At 72.7% G+C, this 24,160-nt stretch carries 19 protein-coding genes; 15 read left to right on the plus strand and 4 right to left on the minus strand.

Annotation, left to right across the window (positions count from 1 at the left end; all coding sequences use genetic code 11):
- Window positions 1–14 precede the first annotated feature (14 nt).
- Window positions 15–1,493 (minus strand): sodium:solute symporter, encoded by a 1,479-nt coding sequence (locus ACF09E_RS07385; RefSeq protein ID WP_392204281.1) that lies wholly within the window; start codon window positions 1,491–1,493, stop codon window positions 15–17.
- A 160-nt stretch (window positions 1,494–1,653) separates the two neighbouring features.
- Between ACF09E_RS07385 and ACF09E_RS07390 the strand changes: the two genes are divergently transcribed.
- Window positions 1,654–3,213, plus strand: a complete 1,560-nt coding sequence (locus tag ACF09E_RS07390) for a PucR family transcriptional regulator ligand-binding domain-containing protein (RefSeq protein WP_392204282.1) — start codon at window positions 1,654–1,656, stop codon at window positions 3,211–3,213.
- Between the two features lie 84 nt (window positions 3,214–3,297).
- Here the strand turns inward: ACF09E_RS07390 and ACF09E_RS07395 are convergent, their stop codons facing one another.
- Window positions 3,298–3,903 (minus strand): hypothetical protein, encoded by a 606-nt coding sequence (locus ACF09E_RS07395; protein WP_392204283.1) that lies wholly within the window; start codon window positions 3,901–3,903, stop codon window positions 3,298–3,300.
- A 164-nt stretch (window positions 3,904–4,067) separates the two neighbouring features.
- Here ACF09E_RS07395 and ACF09E_RS07400 point away from each other — a divergent pair, with 164 nt between their 5' ends.
- The 5 genes from ACF09E_RS07400 (at window position 4,068) to ACF09E_RS07420 (ending at window position 10,662) form a co-directional block, all read left to right on the plus strand.
- Window positions 4,068–5,264 carry a helix-turn-helix domain-containing protein gene (locus ACF09E_RS07400; protein WP_392204284.1) on the plus strand — a complete coding sequence of 399 codons (1,197 nt, stop codon included), beginning with the start codon at window positions 4,068–4,070 and terminating at the stop codon, window positions 5,262–5,264.
- Between the two features lie 76 nt (window positions 5,265–5,340).
- On the plus strand, window positions 5,341–6,498 hold the full coding sequence (locus ACF09E_RS07405) for an acyl-CoA dehydrogenase family protein (RefSeq protein WP_361852018.1): 1,158 nt from the start codon (window positions 5,341–5,343) through the stop codon (window positions 6,496–6,498).
- On the plus strand, window positions 6,499–7,371 hold the full coding sequence (locus tag ACF09E_RS07410; RefSeq protein WP_392204285.1) for an acyl-CoA thioesterase: 873 nt from the start codon (window positions 6,499–6,501) through the stop codon (window positions 7,369–7,371). It begins immediately after the preceding gene.
- Between the two features lie 20 nt (window positions 7,372–7,391).
- Entirely contained in the window at window positions 7,392–8,351 is a 960-nt protein-coding gene (locus ACF09E_RS07415; protein WP_392204286.1) for a cation diffusion facilitator family transporter, read from the plus strand.
- Between the two features lie 103 nt (window positions 8,352–8,454).
- Entirely contained in the window at window positions 8,455–10,662 is a 2,208-nt protein-coding gene (locus tag ACF09E_RS07420; protein WP_392204287.1) for an FG-GAP repeat domain-containing protein, read from the plus strand.
- Between the two features lie 100 nt (window positions 10,663–10,762).
- On the opposite strand, the gene ACF09E_RS07425 is transcribed toward ACF09E_RS07420, so the two are convergent.
- Window positions 10,763–11,536, minus strand: coding sequence for a phosphatase (locus ACF09E_RS07425; protein ID WP_392204288.1), 774 nt, complete (start codon window positions 11,534–11,536; stop codon window positions 10,763–10,765).
- A 77-nt stretch (window positions 11,537–11,613) separates the two neighbouring features.
- A complete protein-coding gene (locus tag ACF09E_RS07430; RefSeq protein ID WP_361852033.1) occupies window positions 11,614–12,216 on the minus strand; it encodes a TetR/AcrR family transcriptional regulator in 603 nt (200 codons plus the stop codon).
- An 87-nt stretch (window positions 12,217–12,303) separates the two neighbouring features.
- Between ACF09E_RS07430 and ACF09E_RS07435 the strand changes: the two genes are divergently transcribed.
- The 9 genes from ACF09E_RS07435 (at window position 12,304) to ACF09E_RS07475 (ending at window position 24,133) form a co-directional block, all read left to right on the plus strand.
- Entirely contained in the window at window positions 12,304–13,911 is a 1,608-nt protein-coding gene (locus ACF09E_RS07435) for a carboxyl transferase domain-containing protein (RefSeq protein ID WP_392204289.1), read from the plus strand.
- Window positions 13,912–13,927: 16 nt separating this feature from the next.
- Window positions 13,928–15,853, plus strand: coding sequence for an acetyl/propionyl/methylcrotonyl-CoA carboxylase subunit alpha (locus tag ACF09E_RS07440; protein ID WP_392204290.1), 1,926 nt, complete (start codon window positions 13,928–13,930; stop codon window positions 15,851–15,853).
- Window positions 15,850–16,779 carry a hydroxymethylglutaryl-CoA lyase gene (locus tag ACF09E_RS07445; RefSeq protein WP_392204291.1) on the plus strand — a complete coding sequence of 310 codons (930 nt, stop codon included), beginning with the start codon at window positions 15,850–15,852 and terminating at the stop codon, window positions 16,777–16,779. The genes ACF09E_RS07440 and ACF09E_RS07445 overlap by 4 nt, the downstream gene beginning before the upstream one ends.
- An 8-nt stretch (window positions 16,780–16,787) precedes the next feature.
- On the plus strand, window positions 16,788–17,948 hold the full coding sequence (locus ACF09E_RS07450) for an acyl-CoA dehydrogenase family protein (RefSeq protein WP_361852044.1): 1,161 nt from the start codon (window positions 16,788–16,790) through the stop codon (window positions 17,946–17,948).
- 117 nt (window positions 17,949–18,065) lie between these two features.
- Window positions 18,066–18,926 carry a siderophore-interacting protein gene (locus ACF09E_RS07455; protein ID WP_392204292.1) on the plus strand — a complete coding sequence of 287 codons (861 nt, stop codon included), beginning with the start codon at window positions 18,066–18,068 and terminating at the stop codon, window positions 18,924–18,926.
- Window positions 18,927–19,112: 186 nt separating this feature from the next.
- Window positions 19,113–20,552, plus strand: coding sequence for a pyridoxal phosphate-dependent decarboxylase family protein (locus tag ACF09E_RS07460; RefSeq protein ID WP_392204293.1), 1,440 nt, complete (start codon window positions 19,113–19,115; stop codon window positions 20,550–20,552).
- Window positions 20,539–21,822: a lysine N(6)-hydroxylase/L-ornithine N(5)-oxygenase family protein gene (locus tag ACF09E_RS07465; RefSeq protein WP_392204294.1), complete on the plus strand. Its 1,284-nt coding sequence runs from the start codon at window positions 20,539–20,541 to the stop codon at window positions 21,820–21,822. The genes ACF09E_RS07460 and ACF09E_RS07465 overlap by 14 nt, the downstream gene beginning before the upstream one ends.
- Window positions 21,819–22,349 carry a GNAT family N-acetyltransferase gene (locus tag ACF09E_RS07470; protein ID WP_392204295.1) on the plus strand — a complete coding sequence of 177 codons (531 nt, stop codon included), beginning with the start codon at window positions 21,819–21,821 and terminating at the stop codon, window positions 22,347–22,349. The genes ACF09E_RS07465 and ACF09E_RS07470 overlap by 4 nt, the downstream gene beginning before the upstream one ends.
- Window positions 22,346–24,133 (plus strand): IucA/IucC family protein, encoded by a 1,788-nt coding sequence (locus tag ACF09E_RS07475; protein WP_392204296.1) that lies wholly within the window; start codon window positions 22,346–22,348, stop codon window positions 24,131–24,133. The genes ACF09E_RS07470 and ACF09E_RS07475 overlap by 4 nt, the downstream gene beginning before the upstream one ends.
- The last annotated feature ends 27 nt before the right edge of the window (window positions 24,134–24,160 follow it).

Here is a 24,160-nt window from a genome sequence, read left to right on the forward strand (position 1 = left end):
GGGGTCTCGGTGCGTCAGCCGGTCGCGGCGGCCGGCACGGTCTCCGGCGTCGCGTCGGTCTCGGGGGTCTCCCGGCCCGCGAGGCGGGCGCGCCAGTGCGCGAGCACGGCGGCGTCCGTCGGGCGGGTGGCCAGGGAAACGATCACATAAGCGGCAAGGGACGCCAACAATCCATAGTAAACAGGCTCATTTGCGAGGATTCCGTAAGCCCACATCAGGCCAATGACGGCCAGTCCGCCGACGGCGACCGCGGCGAGCGCGCCCTGGACCGTGCCGCGGCGCCAGAGCAGCCCGCCGAGGATCGGCACGAGCAGCCCGCCGACCAGCAGGTTGTAGGCGACGGTGAGGGCCTGGACGACGTCGTTGAGGGCGATGGCGATGAGGATGACGGCGACGCCCATGATCAGGATGAAGGCGCGGTTGCCCTTCACCTCGTCGTGGTCGTCCGCCCCGGTACCGCCGGATCCGCCCCGCAGCCGCGACCAGATGTCGTTGTTGGCGACGGTGGCGCAGGCGATCAGCGCGCCGGAGGAGGTCGACATGACGGCGGCGAGGGCGGCGGCGAGGACGAGGCCCCGGACGCCCATCGGCAGCTCGTCCTTGACGATGGTGGCGAAGGCGTCGTCCGCGCTGGGCAGCTTCGGGTAGAGCACCTTCGCCGCGGTGCCGATGACGGCCCCGGCGAGGGCGTAGGCGAGGCAGTAGGTGCCGGCGACGGTGCCGCCCCACCGGGCGACCTTGTCGGTGCGCGCGGTGAAGACCCGCTGCCAGATGTCCTGGCCGATGAGCATGCCGAAGGTGTAGATCAGCACGTAGGTGAAGATCGTCTCGCCGCCGATGCCGAGGGGCTCGAAGTACGAGGTGGGCAGCGCGGCCCTCATCTCGGCGAAGCCGCCGGCCTTGACGACGGCGATCGGCAGCAGCAGGAGCAGCACGCCGATGGTCTTCACCACGAACTGCACCATGTCGGTGAGGGTGATCGACCACATGCCGCCGAGCGTCGAGTAGGCGACGACGATGGTGCCGCCGAGGACGATCGCGAGGGTCCTCGGCAGGTCGAAGAGGACGTCGAAGATCGTCGCGTAGGCGATGGTCGAGGTGACCGCGAGCATCAGCGTGTACGCCCACATGACGACGCCCGAGATGACGCCGGCCCGGCCGCCGTAGCGCAGGTCGAGCATCTCGGAGACGGTGTAGACCTTCAGCCGGGCGATCCGGGCGGAGAAGAACACGCTCAGCGCGAGCAGGCCGAGGCCGATGGCGAAGACCATCCAGGCCCCCGAGAGGCCGTACTTGTAGCCGAGGCCGACACCGCCGATGGTCGAGGCGCCGCCGAGCACGATGGCGGCCATCGTGCCGGAGTACATCCAGGGTCCGAGGCGCCGGCCCGCGACCAGGAACTCGCTCTTGGACTTGGCACGGCGCATGCCCCACCAGCCCATCGCGAGCATGCCGGCCAGGTACAGGGCTATCACTGCGTAGTCGACGGCCATGCGGCCTCCTTCGTTCACCTCGGTGGCGTGTCGTGCAGGGGAGTGACCGGAAGCTGGTCGCGGGGACATCCGCCCGTACCCGCGGCCTCCGGATGCCATGACAGTAGGTGGCCGGAAAGCGACGTTGAAGTGTACGTTTCCTCCACTGACCGGGCGGGGGATGTACGAAGGATCCATGGCCATGACCTCCGCCGAGCCCACCCCCACCCCTCCCGCGCCGCCCGTCCCGCTGACCGCGCTGCTCGCCCGGCGGGACCTCGGGCTGCGGCTGCTCGCCGGGCCGGAGGACGTCCCGATCCACTGGGTGCACACCTCGGAGATGGCCGACCCGTACCCGTACCTCCTCGGCGGTGAGCTCCTCATGACGGCGGGAGTGCTGCTCGCCGACCCGGCGCACTACGTGGCCCGGGTGGTGGAGGCGGGGGCGGCGGCGCTCGCCTTCGGTGTGACCCCGGTCTACGACACGGTCCCGGCGGATCTCGTCGAGGCCTGCGCACGGCACGGGCTGCCGCTGGTCGAGGTGCCGCCGCGGACCCCGTTCACCGCGGTGGCGCGGGCGCTGTGGCGGCTGATGGCGGAGGCCCGGCTGCACGAGCTCCGCCGGGTGACGGAGGCGCAGCAGTCCCTGGCGGCGGCCGCGGCCCGGCCGGCCCCCGTCCCGGCGGTGCTCGGCGCGCTCGCCTCCCGCCTCGGCGGGCGGGCGGCGCTCTTCGCGGCGGACGGCACGGAGTCGGCGGCGGCCGGCCGGGAGGTGCCGGCGGAGGCGGCGCGCGCCCTGCGGGACCTCGTGGGCGTCCTGGGGCCGCGTCCCGGCGGACCCGCCTCGGCGAGCGGCGACGGCGGCGGGCTCCGGCTGGCCGCGTACGCGCTCGGCGGCGGGGACGGCCTGACGCTCGGGGTGGCGACGGAGCGGCGCGGCCCCGGGGACCACACGGTCGCGGGGGTCGCGGTCGTCCTGCTGTCCCTGCTGACGGCCCCGCACCGGGGCGCGGAGGCGGCCGTACGGGACGGGGCCCTGGTCCGGCTGCTGCTGGGCGCGGCCCCGCCGGAGATCGCGGAGACGCTGGGCGCGGGTCCGTGGACGGTGGTGCACGCGGCGGGCGGCGACGGCACCCCCTTCGCGGCGGCCTCGCTGGCCGCGGCACTGGGGACCCCGCTGGTGGACGCGGGCGAGGGCGGCGGAGGAACGGGCCGGGGTGGCGGGGTGCGGGCGGACGGCCGGGAGGCGGACGGCCTGGAGGCGGACGCCGTGAAGGCGGGCGGCGGCCTGCGGGACGGCACCCCCGTGACCGTCCGCCTGCTGCTGCCCGCCTCCACGCCCGTCACCGAGCAGCCCGGCTGGACCCTCGGGGTCGCCGCGCCCGCCGCGGCCGACGAGCTCGCCGCGGCCGACGCGCAGGCCGCGCGCGCCCTGCGCCGGGCGGAGGCCGTCCGGGCCCCCCTGGTCCGGCACCGCCCGGGCGGACTCGCGGCCCTGGTGGACCCGGACGAGGCCGCCGCCCACGCCCGCGCCCTGCTCGGCCCCCTCACGGAACCGCTCGGGGAGACCCTGCGCACCTGGCTGTCGCTGCACGGCAGCTGGGACCGGACGGCGGTGGCCCTGGACGTGCACCGCAACACCGTCCGCCAGCGGATCACCCGCTGCGCCGCGCTCCTCGACCGGGACCTGGACGACCCGGACGTGCGGATGGAGCTGTGGTTCGCGCTCGGGTCCCGCTGAGGCGCGGGGCGGCGCGGGGCGGCGCGGGGCGGCGCGGGGTCGTGCCGGGCGCTCGGGAGAGCGCCCGGACCAGCGGTCTCCGGATCAGTAGAGCTTGTTCACGGCCGTCTTCGTCGTCGTCTTGAAGGCGGTCAGCGGGGCGTCCTTCAGGTCGCCCATCTGGCCCCAGCGGACGAAGGTGACGGTCCGGCCGTCCCGGCCCACCGAGAAGAGGTGGATGTCGGTGCTGCCGATCTGCGGGTCGGCGGTGTCCAGGCTGTAGACCCAGGCGCCCTCCTCGACGGCGACCTTGCCGTGGGCGGCGCTGACGGCCTTCAGGCCCGGGTTCTGCTTCTGGAGCAGGGGGCCGCAGCCGGCGAGGGACTTGCGCAGGGTGTCGACCAGCTTCACGGCGTCGGCCTCGGTGCGGGCGACGTTGGTGATCTGGACGCCGTTGGTGTCGAGCTCGGTGCTGAACTCGCGGTAGCGGGAGTTCTGCGCCGGGATCTTGTACGGGGCGCAGAGGGCGCCGCCGTTCTCCGGGACGCCGGTGAAGACCTGGGTGGCGGTCCACGAGGTCGCCGACGGCGGCATCTGGGAGGCGGCGAGGAAGGCGGGCTGCGCGGCGGCCTGCGCCGGGCCCGTGGCGAGGGCCGCGACGCCCAGGGCAGCAGCGGCGGCGGTGGCCAGTGCGGTGCGGAGCTTGTTCATGGTGGTGGATCCCCCGTCGGGTGGTTCGGTCAGTGCTCCACCAGCGTCGGGTCCGGCACCCGCCGCCTGCAACGGTGCCGCGCCCGCCCTCCGTCCCGGAACCATTCCACCCCCGCTGACGTGCAAGGACGTGAAGGGTGGGACGCAGGGTCGAGGGGGATGGAATGCCGAAGGACGCCGCTGTCGAGGAGTTCGCGGGGCTCGTGCGCGCGCTGAAGGCGCGGGACGGGAGGAGTTACGAGGCACTGGGCCGGCGTCTGAGCGTCAGCGCCTCCACCCTCCACCGTTACTGCTCCGGCGCGACCGTCCCGGAGGAGTTCGCCGTGGTCGACCGCCTCGCCCTGCTGTGCGGCGCGGACGAGGAGGAGCGGCGGGCCCTGGAGGCGGCCTGGGCACGGGCGGACGACGCCCGCCGCCCTCCGGTGCCGGAACCCCGCGGGGAGCCCGCGCCGGAGGCGCGCACGGAGCCGACGGCGGCACCGCGCCCCGAGCCCGGCCCGGAGCGCGCACCAAGCCCCGGGCCCGCACCCGGACCGAGCCCGGAGCCCGCACCCGAACTGGACCCCGTGCACGCGCGCGTGCCGGACCTCCCGTCGGAGCGGCGGAGGCGCCGCTGGGGGTGGCCGGGCGTGCTCGGCGGGGCGCTGGCGGTCGCCGGGACGCTGGCGCTCGGAGCCGTACTCCTGCCCGGCAAGGCCCCCGGGCGGCCCGCCGCACCGCCGGCGCCGCTCACGTGGACGGTCGCCTCCGACCTCTGGGAGAACGGCTGCGGGCACACCTACCTCGCGCGGCGGACGCCCCCTCCCCCGCCGGAGGCCGCCGACGCGCGGCGCTGGGCGGCGGCGCAGGGGGCCGTGGACGGCGGGAAGACGCTCGTGCGGGTGTCGGTGCAGGGGAAGGGCACGGCGGCCGTGGTGCTCCAGGCGCTGCACGTGCGGGTGGTCGAGCGGGGCGCCCCGCTGCCGTGGACGGCGTACCGGATGGACGACGGGTGCGGCGGGGCGGTGACGCCGCGCCGCTTCGAGGTGGACCTGGACCGGCCGCGGCCGGTGGCGCGGGCGCGGGACGGGTACGACGCCTCCGGGCAGGAGGGCCGGACGCTCCCCGCGGTCTCCTTCCCGTACGCGGTCAGCGTCGGCGAGCCGGAGGAGCTGCTGGTCTCGGCGGGGACGGCGCGCTGCGACTGCCGCTGGTACCTGGAGCTGGAGTGGAGCTCGGAGGGGCGCCGGGGCACGGTCAGGATCGGGGACGAGGACGGCGCGCCCTTCCGGACGAGCGGGGCGAAGGGCCGGCCCGTGTACGGGTACGACTCCGCGGGGCGGGCCTGGATCACAGGCGAGGACTCTGGACAGGGCGGGTGACCGCTGGGTAACTTCGTTGACGACAGACTGAGCAAGCGCTTAGACAACTGGGCCCGCACACCGGAGGAGCCGCACCGTGCGCCGTACCGTATTCAACGAGGACCACGAGGCGTTCCGGGAGACCATCCGCGCCTTCATCGAGGCCGAGGTCGTGCCGGTCTACGACGAGTGGTTCGCGGCCGGCCAGGCGCCGCGCGAGTTCTACGACAAGCTCGGCGAGCTGGGCGTCTTCGGCATCAACGTGCCCGAGGAGTTCGGCGGCGCGGGCCTGGACACCCACAAGTTCGAGGCCGTCCTCTACGAGGAGACCTCGCGCGCGGGCGTGCAGTTCGGCGGCTCCGGCGTCCACGTGCTGCTCGCCCTGCCGTACATCAAGATGCTCGCCACCGGCGACCAGAAGAAGCGCTACCTGCCGAAGTTCGTCACCGGCGAGGAGATGTGGGCCCTCGCGATGACCGAGCCGGGCACCGGCTCCGACGTCGCGGGCATGAAGACCACCGCCAAGCTCTCCGAGGACGGCACGCACTACGTCCTCAACGGCGCCAAGACCTTCATCACCGGCGGCGTCCACGCCGACCGCGTGATCGTCTGCGCCCGCACCTCCGCCCCGACGGCCGAGGACCGCCGCTTCGGCATCTCCCTCTTCGCCGTGGACACGAAGTCCGAGGGCTACTCCATCGGCCGCAAGCTGGACAAGCTGGGCCTGCGCACCTCGGACACGGCCGAGCTGGCCTTCGTCGACGTCAAGGTGCCCGTCGAGGACCTCCTCGGCGAGGAGGGCAAGGGCTTCTCCTACCTCGGCCACAACCTGGCCTCCGAGCGCTGGGGCATCGCCTTCGGCGCGTACGCCCAGGCCAAGGCCGCCGTCCGGTTCGCCAAGGAGTACGTGCAGGACCGCACCGTCTTCGGCAAGCCGGTCGCCCACTTCCAGAACACCAAGTTCGAGCTGGCCGCCTGCCAGGCAGAGGTCGACGCCGCCGAGGCCGTCGCCGACCGCGCCCTGGAGGCCCTGGACGCGGGCGAGCTGTCCCCGGCCGAGGCCGCGAGCGCCAAGCTCTTCTGCACCGAGGTCGCGCACCGCGTCATCGACCGCTGCCTCCAGCTGCACGGCGGCTACGGCTACATGAACGAGTACCCGATCGCCCGCCTGTACGCCGACAACCGCGTCAACCGCATCTACGGCGGCACCAGCGAGATCATGAAGTCGATCATCGCCAAGTCGATGGGCCTGTAAGTGCCCCACGCCCCCACGGCACTGGATGGCCTGCTCGATCTGCTCGACCTGGAGCGGATCGAGCGGGACATCTTCCGGGGCGAGTCCCGCTCCGCGCTCGTCCCGCGCGTCTTCGGCGGCCAGGTGGCCGCCCAGGCCCTGGTGGCGGCCGGCCGGACCGTACCCCCGGACCGCCCGGCGCACTCGCTCCACGCGTACTTCCTCCGCCCCGGGGACCCGGGCGCGCCGATCGTCTACACGGTCGACCGGATCCGCGACGGACGCTCCTTCACCACCCGGCGGGTCGTCGCCGTCCAGCACGGACAGCCGATCTTCCACCTCTCGGCGTCGTTCCAGACGTACGAGGAGGGACTCGACCACCAGGCCGACATGCCGGCCGCGCCGGACCCCGAGTCGCTGCCCACCCCGGCCGAGATGCTGCCCCGCCACCTCCCGCGCGAGGTCGCGGACCGGCTGATCGAGGCCCGCGCGGCCGTCGACCTCCGCTACGCCGACGTCCCCCCGTGGGGCTCGGTCGGCGAACCGCGCGAGCCGCGCTCCCAGGTCTGGTTCCGCACCAACGGCAAGCTGGCCGACGACCCCCTGCTCCACGTCGTCCTCGCCACCTACGTCTCCGACATGACGCTGCTCGACTCCGTCCTGCTCGCGCACGGGCGGGGCGGCTGGGCCGTCGGGGACGTCGTCGGGGCGTCCCTGGACCACGCGATGTGGTTCCACCGGCCCTTCCGGGCCGACGAATGGCTCCTGTACGACCAGGAGTCGCCCACCGCGTCCGGCGGACGCGGCCTGGGCCAGGCGCGGATCTACACCCAGGACGGCCGGCTCGCCATCTCGGTCATCCAGGAGGGTGTCGTTCGCGTTCCCCGCAGCTGACCGGACATAACGTCCGGTCCATGGCGGAACAGGGCGAGAGCACGTTCACGGTGATCGTGGCGGCGGTGGCGAATCTGGGGATCGCCGCCGCCAAGGCGGTCGCCGGCATCGTCAGCGGGTCCAGCGCGATGCTGTCGGAGGCCGCCCACTCGGTCGCCGACACCGTCACCGAGGTCATGCTGCTCACCGCGCTCAAGCGGAGCGACAAGCCGGCCGACGAGGACCACCCGGTGGGCTACGCGGGCGAACGCTACGTCTGGGCGCTGCTCGCGGCCGTGGCCACCTTCGTGGGCGGCGCGGTCTTCTCGGTCTACGACGGCGTCCACACCCTCACCCAGGGCGAGGAGGTCGGCGACCCGCTCCTCTCGTACCTCGTGCTCGGCATCGCCTTCGTCCTGGAGGGCTTCTCGCTGCGGACCGGCGTCCGGCAGATGCGGGCCGAGGCCGAGCGGTCCCGGATCCCCTTCGCCCGCTACCTCCGCGTCACCCCCGACACCACGGTGAAGGCGGTGGTCATGGAGGACTCCGCCGCCCTGGCCGGCCTGATGCTCGCGGCCGGCGGTCTCCTCGGCGTGCAGATCACCGGCTCCAGCGTCTGGGACGGCGTCGCGTCGATCCTCATCGGCCTGCTGCTGGTCTACGTCGCCTGGGTGCTGGGCCGCTCCAACGCCGAACTCCTCATCGGCCGGCCGCTCCCCCGGCACGTGCGGACCGAGATCCGCGAGGAGCTGCTCTCCGTCCCGCACATCGTGTCCGTGCTCGACCTGACGACGCTCATCCAGGGACCGGGCGAGGTGCTGGTCGCGGCGAAGGTCGACTTCCGCGACGTGGCGTCGGCGGCGCAGGTCGAGTGGGCGTGCGAGGACGCCGAGTCCCAGCTCCGGGAGCGCTTCCCGTCGATCCGCCGGGTGTACCTGGACCCGACGCCGGGCGCGGCGCAGCGCCGGGACGGACGGCCCTCCGGTCCGGACCCGGTCTGACGAAATCGATCTTCCTTCCGCATCCCGTACAACCTTGCACGGTTGCCGCGGGTCCAGTGGTCGTGGCGTAGGAACGCCCCCACCACGACGCGGAGGAAGCCTCTTGAAGTACCTCAGCCCGGCCGGACGGAACGTCGCGGTCGCCGTCGCCGTCACCCTCGCCGTGACGGCCGGGACGGCCCTGGCCGCCACCCCCGCCCTCGCGACCCCCCAGGCCGCCGCCACCGTCGCGGCGGAGCAGCGGACGGGGCCCTTCGCCCTCGCCTCCGGCGAGGCGCTGTACGGCGCGGGCGCCACGGGTTTCGTGACGTTCGTCCAGGCCCACGACGGCGAGAACACCACCTGGCAGTGGCGCCGGTCCGCGGACGGGGCCGCGACCGTCCTGCCCAAGGGCGCCCCCGACTTCGCCAACCCCACGGCGGCCGCGAACAGCGACCTCGTCGCGGTGCAGACGGGGGTGAGCGCCTACCGGCTCCTGGACATGGCGGGCGGCCCGTCCGTCGACATCGACACCACCTCGGTCGGTGCGGGGGCGGAACTCCGGGAGTTCGCGCGGGACACCCTCGTGATGGTCCGCGACGGCCGCAGTCTCCACCTCGTCTCCAAGCCCGGCGGTTCCGTCGTGCACCGCCCGGTGCAGGGCCTTCCCGCGGACGCGGAGATCCGGGACCTCAGGTACTCCGCCTCCGGCGCCCTCGCCGTCCGGTACGAGGTCGCGGACGTGGAGCACCTCGCCGTCGTCGACCTCGCCACGGCGAAGGTCGTCGAGGACCGGGCCGTGCCCCGCCTCTACCACGCGTCCGAGATCGCGGTCTCGGCCACCCACCTGGCCTGGTCCGAGAGCAACGCCGACGGCTCCGTGACCCTGGTGACGGCCCTCCGGGGCGCGGCGGGGACGACCCGGCACACCACCTTCGAGACCCACGGCGGCCGCTACGTCCCGGTCTCCCTGCTCGGGGACTGGGTGGTGTTCGGCCTCTCCGACATGGACCTGTCGGCCGTCTCCCTCGAGGACGGGACGACCACCGGTCTTCTCGGCGACCTCAGGGGGGTGTCGGCGTCCGGCGACCACCTGCTGGCGCGGGCCGCCACAGCGGAGCACGGCAAGGGCCTGTACCGGATCGCCCCCGACGGCGACGGCCGTCCGGCCGTGACCCAGGTGGCGACCGACGGCGTGCGGACGCCCGTCGCCGTCGTGGACGAGCAGGTCCCCGCCACCGCGGGCTTCGGCACGGCCGGGTCCACGGCGGAGCTGCGGTGGAAGCTCAGCCGGGGCGACGTGAAGGTGAGCCTCAAGCTGACGCACCAGGCGACGGGCAGGACCTGGACGCCCGTCAAGGATCTCCTGGGAACGGCCACCGAGGCCGTCTTCACCTGGGACGGGACCTTCGCGAACGGGACCGCCGCGTACAACGGCGCCTACGCGTGGGAGGTGACCGTCTCTCCGCTCAACGGCGTCGGCGGGTCGGTCACGCGGAGCGGCGCCCTCCAGGTCGGCAGCGGCACCGCGCCGCACGACTACTCCGACAGCGGCTCCCCGGACCTGCTCGTCCGGGACAGCGCGGGCCGGCTCGCCTCGTACGACGTCCGGCAGTTCGTCACGCACCCGGAGGAGCCGTGGGAGCGGACCGAGCGGGGCGGCGGCTGGTCCGTGTACGACCGGCTGCTCTCCGCGGGGAACCTCGACGCGACCCCCTACGCGGATGTCGTCGCCCGCGACAGGGACGGCGTGCTGTGGCTCTACTCGGGCACCGGACACTCCCTCGCGCCGCGGGTCCGGGTCGGCTCCGGCTGGGGCGTCTACACGACCTTCGCGGCGGGCTCCGACCTGACCGGCGACGGCCGCCCCGACCTCGTCGCCACCGACACGGCGGGGGTGCTGTGGCTGTACAAGGCCACCGGCGACGCCGCCAAGCCGTTCGGGGCGCGCGTCCGCGTCGGCGGCGGGTGGAACACGTACGACCTGCTCACCGCCCCGGGCGACATCGGCGGTGCGAAGTCCGGCGACCTCCTGGCCCGCGACCGGGACGGCGGGCTGTGGCTGTACCTCGGCAAGGGCGACGGCACGTTCGCGGCCCGCAGCAGGGTCGGCGGCGGATGGAGCCAGTTCCGGCACATCGTCAACGTCGGCGACGTGGACCGGGACGGCCGGGCGGACCTGATCGCGGAGAGCGGTTCCCCGCAGGCCACGCTGCTCCACGTCTACAAGGGCACCGGTGACTGGAAGGCGCCGTTCGGGCGCGGAACGAACCTCGACGTGGTCTCGCCGTACAGCTCCCCGTACGACGCCCCCGCCCCCGTCGTCTTCTGATCCCCGTCACCGCGGAGGGGGAGGCACCCCCGGACACGGACGCCCCGCGCCCACTCGGCGCGGGGCGTTCCCCGTCACCGGGGGCGGAGGGTCCCGGCCGTCAGAGGAGCCCCGCCGCGTTCAGCGTGTACGCCGTCATCGGCTCGTAGAAGCGCGGGTCGAGGACGTGGTCGTCCAGCGGGATCGTGACCTGCATCGTGCCCTCCGCCTCGCCGATGAAGAGGGCGGGGTCGTTGCAGTCGGCGTAGCCGACGGAGTCGATCCCCCGCTGGCCGGCGCGCCCGGCCCAGCCGTGGTCGGCGACGACCAGGTCGGGGCGGCCGTCCTCGCCGAGCGCGTCGAGGATCGCGTTCATGGGCTCCGGCGAGTGGGTGTGCCAGAGGCTCGCGCCGCGCTCGAAGACGGCGACGTCGGCGAACTGCACGACGTACCCCTCGTCGGCGACGAGCCCGCCGGGGATCTTCACGATGTCGCAGCCCCGGGCCCGCAGGGCCGCGGCGACCTTGCCGTGCACGTCGATCAGCGCGCCGGGGTGGCCGGTGGCGAAGAGGACCCGCTCCCGGCCGTCGGCGGCCTTGCGCAGCCGGGCGGCCATCCGCTCCAGGCCGTCGACGGTGAGCTCGGGGTCGATGGTGTCCTGGCCGGTCCGGTGGGCCGGGTCGTCGATCACGCCGCAGCGCTCGGCCATCACGGCGAGCACGTCCTGCTCGTCGGTCCAGCGGTCGCCGAGCTCCAGGCCGAGCCAGTAGTGCCGGTCGCCGTTGGCGAGCTTGCGGTAGTGGGAGAGGTTGTTGTCGCGCGGGGTGGCGACGTCTCCCGCGATCCGGCTGCGGACGAGGTGCTCGACGAGGGCGGGGCGGCTGAGTATCGGCATGGGGTTCATTCTGGACGACGGCCCGTCGTCGTGGGCAATCGTTCCGTCCCGTGGACCCGGCGGAACCGGGGCGCCGCTCAGCCTCCGAGCGCCCCGAAGGCCCCGTGGGCGAGGCGTCTGAGGAGGTCCTCCATGGACCGGCGGCCCACGGCGTCGAGGTGCGGCGTCGAGTTGAGCAGCCCGAACACCGCGTGGACCGCCGTCCGCGACTCCGACTCCCCCGCGTCCGGGTACAGCTCGCGCACGACCGCCACCCACAGCTCGACGTACTGGCGCTGGAGCTGCCGCACCCGCTTGCGGTCCTCGTCCTTGAGCCGGTCCAGCTCGCGGTCGTGGAGGGTGATCAGGGGCCGGTCGTCGAGGGCGAAGTCGATGTGGCCGTCGATGAGGGCGCCGAGCAGGGCCTCGGGGTCGCCGGTGGTCTCGCCGACCCGCAGCCGGCCGCCGTCGAGGAGCCGCTCGCTGATGCCGACGAGGAGCTCGGCGAGCATCGCGTCCTTGCCGGGGAAGTGGCGGTAGAGGCCGGGGCCGCTGATGCCGACGGCCGCTCCTATCTCGTCCACGCCCACGCCGTGGAACCCGCGCTCGGCGAAGAGGCGGGCGGCCTCCTTGAGGATCTGCTCGCGCCGCGTCGGGGCATCGGTCCTGCCGGTGGCGGTCCGGGTCGGGGTGGTGGTCATGGATTCGATTCTAGACAACCCGGTTAGCGGTCGTTAACCTGAACGCCATACGTTAACGCTCATTAACCGAGCAAGGGAGCTCGAGGGATGCAGCAGGCACCTGTGCTGGCGAGTGCGGCGGACCCCGCCTCGCCGGCCTGGCAGGCGAACGAGGCGGCGCACCACGAGCTGGCGGCCGTCCTGCGCGCCAAGCTCGCGGAGGCGGCGCTGGGCGGCGGTGAGAGGTCCCGGGCCCGGCACACCGCGCGCGGGAAGCTGCTGCCGAGGGACCGGGTGGACACCCTGCTCGACCCCGGTTCGCCCTTCCTGGAGCTGGCCCCGCTCGCGGCGAACGGCATGTACGGCGACGCCGCCCCGGCGGCCGGCGTCATCGCGGGCATCGGCCGGGTCTCGGGCCGCGAGTGCGTGATCGTCGCCAACGACGCCACGGTCAAGGGCGGCACGTACTACCCGATGACGGTGAAGAAGCACCTGCGGGCCCAGGAGGTGGCGCTGGAGAACCGTCTCCCCTGCCTGTACCTGGTCGACTCGGGCGGCGCGTTCCTGCCGATGCAGGACGAGGTCTTCCCCGACCGGGAGCACTTCGGCCGGATCTTCTACAACCAGGCCAGGATGTCGGGCGCGGGCATCCCGCAGATCGCGGCCGTCCTCGGCTCGTGCACGGCCGGCGGCGCGTACGTGCCGGCGATGAGCGACGAGGCGGTGATCGTGCGGAACCAGGGCACGATCTTCCTCGGCGGTCCGCCGCTGGTGAAGGCGGCGACCGGTGAGGTCGTGACGGCGGAGGAGCTGGGCGGCGGCGAGGTCCACTCCCGGATCTCCGGCGTCACCGACCATCTCGCCGAGGACGACGCCCACGCGCTGCGGATCGTCCGGAACATCGTGGCGACGCTCCCCGAGCGCGGCCCGCTGCCCTGGTCGGTCGAGCCCGTCGAGGAGCCGAAGGTGGACCCGGCCGGGCTGTACGGCGCGGTGCCGGTGGACTCCCGCACGCCCTACGACGTGCGCGAGGTCATCGCCCGGGTCGTGGACGGCTCCCGCTTCCAGGAGTTCAAGTCCGAGTACGGGCAGACGCTGATCACCGGCTTCGCCCGGATCCACGGGCACCCGGTCGGCATCGTCGCCAACAACGGCATCCTGTTCGCCGAGTCCGCCCAGAAGGGCGCCCACTTCATCGAGCTGTGCGACCAGCGCGGCATCCCGCTGGTCTTCCTGCAGAACATCACGGGCTTCATGGTCGGCAAGGCGTACGAGCACGGCGGCATCGCCAAGCACGGCGCGAAGATGGTCACGGCCGTGGCCACCACCCGGGTCCCCAAGCTCACGGTCGTCGTCGGCGGTTCGTACGGCGCGGGCAACTACTCGATGTGCGGCCGGGCCTACTCGCCGCGCTTCCTGTGGATGTGGCCGAACGCCAAGATCTCGGTCATGGGCGGCGAGCAGGCCGCGTCGGTCCTCGCGACCGTCAAGCGCGACCAGCTCGGCGACGGGTGGAGCGCGGAGGACGAGGAGGCCTTCAAGGCCCCGATCCGCGAGCAGTACGAGACCCAGGGCAGCGCCTACTACGCGAGCGCCCGGCTCTGGGATGACGGGGTCATCGACCCGCTGGAGACCCGGCAGGTCCTCGGACTCGCCCTGACCGCCTGTGCCAACGCGCCTCTGGGAGAACCCCAGTTCGGCGTCTTCCGGATGTGAGGGTGTGAGGACGTCCATGTTCGACACAGTGCTCGTCGCGAACCGCGGCGAGATCGCGGTGCGGGTCATCCGCACCCTGCGGGCGCTCGGTGTGCGTTCGGTCGCGGTGTACAGCGACGCGGACGCCGACGCCCGGCACGTGCGGGAGGCGGACACGGCGGTGCGGATCGGCCCGCCGCCGGCCTCGGAGTCGTACCTGTCGGCGGAGGCGCTCGTCGACGCCGCCCGCAGGACGGGCGCCCAGGCGGTGCACCCCGGGTACGGCTTCCTCGCGGAGAACGCCGGGTTCGCGCAGGCCTGCGCGGACGCGGGGCTCGTCTTCATCGGCCCGCCCGCCGCGGCCATCTCCCTGATGGGCGACAAGATCACGGCGAAGGAGACGGTGAAGGCGGCGGGCGTCCCCGTCGTCCCCGGCGCGGCCGACCCCGAACTGGAGGCCGCGGCGCGCGAGCTGGGCGCTCCGGTCCTCCTCAAGCCGAGCGCGGGCGGCGGCGGCAAGGGGATGCGGCTGGTCCGCGACCTGTCGGTGCTGACGGAGGAGATCGCCTCCGCGCGCCGCGAGGCCCGCGCGTCCTTCGGCGACGACACCCTCCTGGTGGAGCGGTGGATCGACCGGCCCCGGCACATCGAGATCCAGGTCCTGGCGGACGCCCACGGGAACGTGGTCCACCTGGGCGAGCGGGAGTGCTCGCTCCAGCGCCGGCACCAGAAGATCATCGAGGAGGCGCCGAGCGTCCTGCTGACCCCGGAGATCCGGGCGTCGATGGGCGCGGCGGCGGTCGAGGCGGCGCGGTCCTGCGGGTATGTGGGGGCGGGCACGGTCGAGTTCATCGTCCCGGGCGGCGACCCGTCCTCGTACTACTTCATGGAGATGAACACCCGCCTCCAGGTCGAGCACCCGGTGACCGAGCTGATCACCGGCGTGGACCTGGTGGAGTGGCAGCTGAGGGTGGCGGCGGGCGAGCCGCTCCCCTTCGCGCAGGAGGACGTCACCCTCACCGGCTGGGCGATCGAGGCGCGGATCTGCGCCGAGGACCCGTCCCGGGGCTTCCTGCCCTCGGGCGGTACGGTCCTGGCCCTGAACGAGCCCTCGGGCGCCGGGGTCCGCACGGACTCGGGCCTCTCGGAGGGCACGGAGGTCTCGTCCCTCTACGACCCGATGCTCTCGAAGGTGATCGTCCACGCCGAGGACCGCGCGACGGCCCTGCGCCGGCTGCGCGCGGCCCTGGCGGACACGGTGACCCTGGGCGTGCCGACCAACGCGGGCTTCCTGCGTCGTCTGCTCGCGCACCCGGACGTGGTCTCGGGCGCCCTGGACACGGGGCTGGTGGAGCGGGACGCGGAGAGCCTGGTTCCGGCGGGCGTACCGGCGGAGGTGTACGCGGCGGCGGCCGCCGTCCGGCTCGCCGAGCTGGCCCCGGCGGCGCGGGACGGCTGGACCGACCCGTTCTCGGTGCCGAGCGGCTGGCGGCTGGGCGGCAGCCCGGCGCCGCTGCCCTTCACCGTGCGGGTGGCGGGCCACGAGCCCGTCCCGGCCGAGGCGCCGGCCGGCGCCCGCGTCACCGCCACCTCGGTGGCGGTCACGGTGGACGGCGTCGTCCACCGCTTCCACCGGACGGGTGACTGGCTCGGACGGGACGGCGACTCCTGGCACGTCATGGACCACGACCCGGTGGCCGCCGCGCTCTCCGGCGCCCGGCTCGGGGGCGCCGACACGCTCGCCGCCCCGATGCCCGGGACCGTGACCGTGGTCAAGGTGGCCGTCGGCGACGAGGTCGAGGCCGGGCAGAGCCTGCTGGTCGTGGAGGCGATGAAGATGGAGCACGTCATCTCCGCCCCGCACGCCGGCACCGTCACCGAGCTGGACGTCACGCCCGGTTCGACCGTCGCCATGGACCAGGTGCTGGCCGTGGTGACGCCCCGCGAGGAGGAGGACGCGTGAGCCTGCCGATGACCGTGGTGGACCCGTCGCTGCCCGCCCGGGTGCGGATCCACGAGGTGGGGGCCCGGGACGGGCTGCAGAACGAGAAGACGGCCGTCCCGACCGGGGTGAAGGCCGAGTTCGTCCGGCGGCTCGCCGCCGCCGGACTCGGCACCATCGAGGCGACCAGCTTCGTGCACCCCACGTGGGTGCCCCAGCTCGCCGACGCCGAGGACCTGTTCCCCCAGGTCCGCGACCTTCCCGTCCGGCTCCCGGTGCTCGTGCCGAACGAGCGGGGTCTCGACCGCGCCCTCGCGCTCGGGGCCCGCGAGGTGGCGGTGTTCGCCTCGGCGACCGAGTCCTTCGCGAAGGCCAACCTGAACCGGACCGTGGACGAGGCGCTCGCCATGTTCGCGCCGACGGTCACCCGGGCCATAGAGTCCGGCCTCAAGGTCCGCGGCTATCTGTCGATGTGCTTCGGCGACCCCTGGGAGGGCGCCGTCCCGATCGAGCAGGTGGTCCGCGTGACCAAGGCCCTCGCCGAGATGGGCTGCGACGAGCTGAGCCTCGGGGACACGATCGGCGTGGCCACCCCGGGACACGTCCAGGCGCTGCTGACGGCGCTGTCCGAGGCCGGTGTCCCGGTCTCCCGCCTCGCCGTGCACTTTCACGACACCTACGGCCAGGCCCTGTCGAACACCCTGGCCGCCCTCCGCCACGGAGTGACCACCGTCGACGCCTCCGCCGGCGGCCTGGGCGGCTGCCCGTACGCGAAGAGCGCGACCGGCAATCTCGCCACCGAGGATCTCGTGTGGATGCTCGACGGCCTCGGCATCGAGACCGGGGTCGATCTGGCCGCCCTCACCGCCACGAGCGTGTGGATGGCCGAACAGCTGGGCCGCCCCAGCCCCTCCCGTACCGTCCGCGCCCTCTCCCACAAGGAGTGACGAAAGACATGTCCCTCGACCACCGGCTCTCCGCAGAGCACGAGGAACTCCGCCGTACCGTCGAGGCGTTCGCGCACGACGTCGTGGCGCCGAAGATCGGCGACTACTACGAGCGGCACGAGTTCCCGTACGAGATCGTCCGCGAGATGGGCCGCATGGGCCTGTTCGGGCTGCCGTTCCCCGAGGAGTACGGCGGCATGGGGGGCGACTACCTGGCGCTCGGCATCGCCCTGGAGGAGCTGGCCCGGGTCGACTCCTCCGTGGCCATCACCCTGGAGGCGGGCGTCTCGCTCGGCGCGATGCCGGTGTACCTCTTCGGTACGGACGAGCAGAAGCGGGAGTGGCTGCCGCGGCTCTGCGCGGGCGAGCTGCTGGGCGCCTTCGGCCTCACCGAGCCCGGCGCCGGCTCGGACGCGGGCGGCACCCGGACCACGGCCGTGCGGGACGGCGACCACTGGGTGATCAACGGGTCGAAGTGCTTCATCACCAACTCCGGTACGGACATCACGGGTCTGGTGACGGTGACGGCGGTCACCGGCCGCAAGCCCGACGGCCGTCCGCTGATCTCCTCGATCATCGTCCCGTCCGGCACCCCCGGCTTCACCGTGGCCGCGCCCTACTCGAAGGTCGGCTGGAACGCCTCGGACACCCGGGAGCTGTCCTTCGACGACGTGCGCGTCCCGGTGGAGAACCTGCTGGGCGAGGAGGGCCGCGGGTACGCGCAGTTCCTGCGGATCCTGGACGAGGGCCGGGTCGCGATCGCGGCGCTGGCGACGGGTCTGGCGCAGGGCTGTGTCGACGAGTCGGTGAAGTACGCGAAGGAACGTCACGCCTTCGGCCGCCCGATCGGCGACAACCAGGCCATCCAGTTCAAGATCGCCGACATGGAGATGCGGGCGCACATGGCCCGGATCGGCTGGCGGGACGCGGCCTCGCGACTGGTCCTCGGCCAGACGTTCAAGAAGGAGGCGGCGATCGCGAAGCTGTACTCCTCGACGGTGGCCGTGGACAACGCCCGCGAGGCGACCCAGATCCACGGCGGCTACGGCTTCATGAACGAGTACCCGGTGGCCCGGATGTGGCGCGACTCGAAGATCCTGGAGATCGGCGAGGGCACGAGCGAGGTCCAGCGCATGCTGATCGCCCGGGAGTTGGGCCTCCAGGGCTGATCGGCGCCGGCCGTCCGCACGGGGGCGGCCGGGCGTGGACGGAGGGTCCGCCGCCCCGAGGGGTGGCGGACCCTCCCCCTGACCGGCAGTTATGAGGTTAGGCTAACCTATGTCCCCATGACGACGCCTGACACCGCCCCCTTCCAGTTCTTCCGCCTGCGGGTGGACCGGACCCGGCGGCTCGGTCCTTCCCTGGTCCGCGTCACCTTCACCGGCGACGAGCTGAAGGGCTTCGCCGCCGGCGGCCGCGACCAGTCGCTCTCCCTCTTCCTGCCGCACCCCGGCCAGGACGCCCCGGTCCTGCCGCCGCTGGACGGCGGGGACATGTACGCGATCCTCGGCGCCTGGCGCGCGATGCCCGACGACGTGCGGGCCGTGATGCGCTCGTACACCGTTCGCGAGCAGCGCACCGAGCAGGAGCACGGCGAGAACGCCGTCGACATCGACTTCGCGCTCCACGAGGACGGCGGCCCCGCCTGCCGCTGGGCCGCGCGGGCCGTCCCCGGCGACCGCGTGGTCGTCCTGGGCCCGGCGGTCGCCGAGAACACCGCCGTCCGCTTCCGGCTGCCCGAGGACGCCGACTCCGTCCTCCTGTGGGCGGACGAGACGGCCCTGCCGGCCGCCTCGGCGATCCTGGAGTGGCTGCCGGCCGGGACCCGTGCGCAGGTGTTCCTGGAGGTGCCCCACTCCGGCGACCGCGCCGAGCTCGCCACCCGGGCCGACGCGACCGTCACCTGGCTCGTGCGCGAGGAGGGCGCGCCGTCCGCCGTGGACGCGGTGCGCGGGCTCGAACTGCCCGGGGCGGCGCCGTACGTGTGGATCGCGGGCGAGTCGGGCGCGGTGAAGGCGCTGCGCCGCCACTTCGTGCGGGACCGCGAACTCGACCGGCGCCGGGTGACGTTCGTCGGCTACTGGCGCAAGGGGCTCTCCGAGGACGCGCTGCGCGAGGTTCCGGACGAGACCCAGGAAGACGTGTAGCCGTCCGCCTTGGTGACGTTCCGGACACTCCGGGCGTGATGTGCGTCGACCCCTGCGACCCATGAGGGGCGAGGGGCGGACACGGTGAGAAATTAGGTTAGGCTAACCTTGTTTCACCGTGTCGCCCCTCGCCCCTTTCCCCTGTCCGGAGGGCGCGACCCAGCCCCGTACCTGGAGGCCCCCCACATGCGCTCTCACCTGCTCAACGACGCCACGGCGGAGAGCTACCGGCGCTCCGTCACCGAAGGAGTCGAGCGGGTGGCGGGGAAACTCGCCGCGACGCGGGGCCCGTTCACCGGAGTGACCCCGGCCGAGCTCGCTCCCGCCCTCGACGCCGTCGACCTCGACCGGCCGCTGGGCGACTCCTCCGCCGCGCTCGACGAGCTGGAGAACCTCTACCTCCGCGACGCCGTCTACTTCCACCACCCCCGCTACCTGGGCCACCTCAACTGCCCGGTGGTCATCCCGGCCGTCCTCGGCGAGGCCGTCCTCTCGGCGGTCAACTCCTCGCTGGACACCTGGGACCAGAGCGCCGGCGGCACCCTCATCGAGCGCAAGCTCGTCGACTGGACCAACGGCCGCATCGGCTTCGGCCCGGGCGCCGACGGCGTGTTCACCAGCGGCGGTTCGCAGTCCAACCTCCAGGCGCTGCTCCTCGCCCGCGAGGAGGCGAAGAGCACCGACCTGTCGAGGCTGCGGATCTTCTCGTCCGAGTGCAGCCACTTCAGCGTCCAGAAGTCGGCCAAGCTCCTCGGCCTCGGCATGGACGCCGTCGTCTCCGTCCCGGTCGACCGGAACAGGCGCATGCAGTCCGTCGTCCTCGCCGCCGAGCTGGAGGCCTGCCGCGCCGAGGGCCTCGTCCCGATGGCGATCGTGGCGACCGCCGGCACCACCGACTTCGGCTCCATCGACCCGCTGCCCGAGATCGCCGCCCTGGCCGAGGAGTACGGCGCCTGGATGCACGTGGACGCCGCCTACGGCTGCGGTCTGCTCGCCTCCCCGACCCGCCGCCGGCTCCTGGACGGCATCGAGCGGGCCGACTCGGTCACCGTCGACTTCCACAAGTCGTTCTTCCAGCCGGTGAGCTCCTCCGCGATCCTGGTCCGCGACGGGGCGACCCTGCGGCACGCGACCTACCACGCCGACTACCTGAACCCGGCCCTCCCGGCCGCCGAGCGGATACCGAACCAGGTCGACAAGTCCCTCCAGACCACCCGCCGCTTCGACGCGCTCAAGCTCTGGATGACCCTGCGCGTGATGGGCGCGGACGGCGTCGGCACGCTCTTCGACGAGGTCTGCGACCTGGCCGCCGAGGGCTTCGCGCTGCTCGCCGCCGACCCGCGCTACGACGTCGTCGTCGAGCCGCAGCTCTCCACCCTCGTCTACCGCTACGTCCCGGCCGCCGCCGTCTCCCCCGAGGAGATCGACCGCGCCAACCTGCACGCCCGCAAGGCCCTGTTCGCCTCCGGCGAGGCCGTCGTCGCGGGCACCAGGGTCGACGGCCGCCAGTACCTCAAGTTCACCCTGCTCAACCCCGAGACCACCGCGGCCGACATCGCCGCCGTCCTCGATCTGATCGCCGGCCACGCCGAGCAGTACCTGGGAGAGACCCTTGTCCACGCCTGAGACGACCGAGATCCACGACTTCATCGGCATCGGACTCGGTCCGTTCAACCTCGGACTCGCCTGCCTGACCGAGCCGATCGACGAGCTGAACGGCCTCTTCCTGGAGTCGAAGCCCGACTTCGAGTGGCACTCCGGGATGTTCCTGGAGGGCGCGCACCTCCAGACGCCGTTCATGTCGGACCTGGTCACGATGGCCGACCCGACCTCGCCGTACTCGTTCCTGAACTACCTCAAGGACAAGGGCCGGCTGTACTCGTTCTACATCCGCGAGAACTTCTACCCGCTGCGCACCGAGTACAACGACTACTGCCGCTGGGCCGCCGCTCGCCTCTCCTCGATCCGCTTCTCGACGACCGTCGCGACCGTGGTGTTCGACGAGGCGGCCGAGGTGTACGCGGTGACCACCGAGGCCGGGGAGACCTTCCGCGCCCGCCGCCTGGTGCTGGGCACCGGCACCCCGCCGTACGTGCCCGAGACCTGCCGGGACCTCGGCGGCGACCTCGTCCACAACTCGCGCTACCTCCCGAACAAGGAGGAGCTCCAGAAGAAGAAGTCGATCACCCTGGTCGGCAGCGGCCAGAGCGCCGCCGAGATCTACTACGACCTCCTGAGCGAGATCGACGTCCACGGGTACCGGCTGAACTGGGTGACGCGCTCCCCGCGCTTCTTCCCGCTGGAGTACACCAAGCTCACCCTGGAGATGACCTCCCCGGAGTACGTGGACTACTTCCACGCGCTGCCCGAGCAGACCCGCTACCGCCTGGAGACCCAGCAGAAGGGCCTCTTCAAGGGCATCGACGGCGAGCTGATCGACGCCATCTTCGACCTGCTCTACCAGAAGAACCTGAACGGCCCCGTCCCCACCCGGCTGCTCACCAACTCCGCGCTGCGCGACGCCGCCTACGAGGAGTCGACGGGTACGTACACCCTCGGCTTCCGCCAGGAGGAGCAGGAGCGGGACTTCACCCTGGACACCGAGGGCCTGATCCTCGCCACCGGGTACCGGTACAGCGTCCCCGCCTTCCTGGAGCCGGTCCGCGACCGCCTCGTCTGGGACGGTCAGGGCCGCTTCGACGTGGCCCGCAACTACGCGATCGACACGACGGGCCGCGGGGTGTTCGTGCAGAACTCCTCCGTGCACACCCACTCGATCACCTCGCCCGACCTCGGCATGGGGGCGTACCGCAACGCGTACATCATCGGGGCGATGCTGGGCTACGAGTACTACCCCGTCGAGAAGACCATCGCTTTCCAGGAGTTCGCGGCATGAAGGTATCGATACGCCCGTACGACCCGCTGAAGGACGCGGAGCTGATCCATCCCTGGGTCACCCATCCCAAGGCCGCCTTCTGGATGATGCAGGACGCCACGCTCCAGGACGTCGAGCGCGAGTACGCGGCGTTCAGCGCCCACCCGCACCACCACGTCTCCATCGGCCTGGTCGACGGCGAGCCCGCCTTCCTGATGGAGCGGTACGACCCCTCGAAGCTGGAGCTGGTCGGGCTGTACGACCCGCTCCCCGGCGACGTCGGCATGCACTTCCTCGTCGCGCCCACGGACACCCCCGTGCACGGCTTCACCCGGACCGTGATCACCGCCGTGATGACGGAGCTGTTCGCCGATCCGGCCACCGAGCGGGTCGTCGTCGAGCCGGACGTGGACAACAAGGCCGTCCACGCCCTCAACGCGACCGTCGGGTTCGTGCCCGAGCGGGAGATCCAGAAGCCCGAGAAGAAGGCCCTGCTGAGCTTCTGCACCCGGGAGCAGTTCGAGGCCGCCGTGGGAGCCGCCGTATGAGCACCGCCGACCTGTCGAACCCCGTCGCGCACCTCACCCCCGAGCTCTGGGCCGAGGCCAACCGCGCGCTGATCCGCAAGGGCCTCGCCGAGTTCGCCCACGAACGGCTGCTCGACCCGCGGGAGCTCGGCGACAGCCGGTACGTGGTCCTGTCGGACGACGGCGCCACCGAGTACCGCTTCACCGCGGACCGGTTCGCCCTCGACCACTGGCAGGTCTACGCCGAGTCGATCAGCCGCCACCGCGGCGACGAGCAGCTCCCGCTGGACGCCCTCCAGTTCGTCACCGAGCTGCGCGGCGCCCTCGGCCTGAGCGACGAGGTCCTGCCGGTGTACCTGGAGGAGATCTCCTCCACCCTGGCGGGAACGGCCTTCAAGGCCACCAAGGAGCCGGTGACCTCCGCCGAGCTGGCCCACGCGGGCTTCCAGGCGATCGAGACGGGGATGACCGAGGGCCATCCCTGCTTCGTCGCCAACAACGGCCGGCTCGGCTTCGGCGTCGACGAGTTCCGCGCGTACGCCCCCGAGGCGGCGAGCGAGATCCGGCTGATCTGGCTGGCGGCGCGGCGCGACCGGACCACCTTCACGGCCGGCGCGGGCATCGACTACGAGGCCTTCGTCCGCGAGGAGCTCGGCGACGCGACGGTCGACGCCTTCGCGGCGACCCTGGCGGCGCGCGGCCTCGACCTGGCCGACTACCTCCTGATGCCGGCCCACCCCTGGCAGTGGTGGAACAAGCTGTCCGTCACGTTCGCCGCCGAGGTCGCGCAGCAGCGCCTGGTGTACCTGGGCGAGGGCGACGACACCTATCTGGCGCAGCAGTCGATCCGTACCTTCTTCAACACCTCGGACCCGGCCAAGCACTATGTGAAGACGGCGCTCTCGGTCCTCAACATGGGCTTCATGCGGGGTCTGTCGGCCGCGTACATGGAGGCCACGCCGGCCATCAACGACTGGCTGCACACCCTGATCGCGTCGGACGAGACGTTCCGCTCGGCCCGCTTCTCGATCATCCGTGAGCGGGCGGCCGTGGGCTACCGGCACCTGGAGTACGAGGCGGCGACCGACCGCTACTCGCCGTACCGCAAGATGCTGGCGGCGCTCTGGCGCGAGTCCCCCGTGCCGACCCTCGCCGAGGGCGAGCGCCTGGCGACGATGGCGTCCCTCCTGCACGTGGACCGCGCGGGCGCGTCGTTCGCGGGTGCGCTGATCAAGGAGTCGGGCCAGGAGCCGACCGCGTGGCTCCGCGGGTACCTGGACGCCTACCTGCTCCCGGTCCTGCACAGCTTCTACGCGTACGACCTGGCGTTCATGCCGCACGGCGAGAACGTGATCCTGGTCCTCGACGAGCGCGGAGGGGTGGCGCGGGCGATCTTCAAGGACATCGCCGAGGAGATCGTCGTCATGGACCCGGCGGCGGTCCTGCCGCCGGCGGTGGAGCGGGTCCGTGCGGACATCCCGGAGGACATGAAGCTCCTCTCGGTCTTCACGGACGTCTTCGACTGCTTCTTCCGCTTCCTGGCGTCGACGCTCGCCGCGGAGGGCGTCCTCGGCGAGGACGACTTCTGGCGGACGGTCGCGGAGTGCGTCCGCGGCTACGAGCGGTCGAAGCCGGAGCTGGCGGACCGGTTCGCCCAGTACGACATGTTCGCGGAGACCTTCGCGCTGTCGGCCCTGAACCGCCTCCAGCTCCGCGACAACCAGCAGATGGTCGACCTCTCGGACCCTTCGGCGGCCCTCCAGCTCGTCGGCGACCTGGTGAACCCGATCGCCCGCTTCGCGTGACCCCCTGACCGATGCGAGCCCCGCCGG

This window comes from Streptomyces sp. NPDC014891 (assembly GCF_043081085.1).
Classification (GTDB): Bacteria; Actinomycetota; Actinomycetes; order Streptomycetales; family Streptomycetaceae; genus Streptomyces.

Excerpts from the sequence above, each read along its gene's own strand:
- ACF09E_RS07385 (WP_392204281.1), bottom strand. The coding sequence starts at position 1,493 with ATGGCCGTCGACTACGCAGTGATAGCCCTGTACCTGGCCGGCATGCTC.
- ACF09E_RS07390 (WP_392204282.1), top strand. The coding sequence starts at position 1,654 with ATGTACGAAGGATCCATGGCCATGACCTCCGCCGAGCCCACCCCCACC.
- ACF09E_RS07395 (WP_392204283.1), bottom strand. The coding sequence starts at position 3,903 with ATGAACAAGCTCCGCACCGCACTGGCCACCGCCGCCGCTGCTGCCCTG.
- ACF09E_RS07400 (WP_392204284.1), top strand. The coding sequence starts at position 4,068 with ATGCCGAAGGACGCCGCTGTCGAGGAGTTCGCGGGGCTCGTGCGCGCG.
- ACF09E_RS07415 (WP_392204286.1), top strand. The coding sequence starts at position 7,392 with ATGGCGGAACAGGGCGAGAGCACGTTCACGGTGATCGTGGCGGCGGTG.
- ACF09E_RS07425 (WP_392204288.1), bottom strand. The coding sequence starts at position 11,536 with ATGCCGATACTCAGCCGCCCCGCCCTCGTCGAGCACCTCGTCCGCAGC.
- ACF09E_RS07430 (WP_361852033.1), bottom strand. The coding sequence starts at position 12,216 with ATGACCACCACCCCGACCCGGACCGCCACCGGCAGGACCGATGCCCCG.
- ACF09E_RS07435 (WP_392204289.1), top strand. The coding sequence starts at position 12,304 with ATGCAGCAGGCACCTGTGCTGGCGAGTGCGGCGGACCCCGCCTCGCCG.
- ACF09E_RS07440 (WP_392204290.1), top strand. The coding sequence starts at position 13,928 with ATGTTCGACACAGTGCTCGTCGCGAACCGCGGCGAGATCGCGGTGCGG.
- ACF09E_RS07450 (WP_361852044.1), top strand. The coding sequence starts at position 16,788 with ATGTCCCTCGACCACCGGCTCTCCGCAGAGCACGAGGAACTCCGCCGT.
- ACF09E_RS07455 (WP_392204292.1), top strand. The coding sequence starts at position 18,066 with ATGACGACGCCTGACACCGCCCCCTTCCAGTTCTTCCGCCTGCGGGTG.
- ACF09E_RS07460 (WP_392204293.1), top strand. The coding sequence starts at position 19,113 with ATGCGCTCTCACCTGCTCAACGACGCCACGGCGGAGAGCTACCGGCGC.
- ACF09E_RS07470 (WP_392204295.1), top strand. The coding sequence starts at position 21,819 with ATGAAGGTATCGATACGCCCGTACGACCCGCTGAAGGACGCGGAGCTG.
- ACF09E_RS07475 (WP_392204296.1), top strand. The coding sequence starts at position 22,346 with ATGAGCACCGCCGACCTGTCGAACCCCGTCGCGCACCTCACCCCCGAG.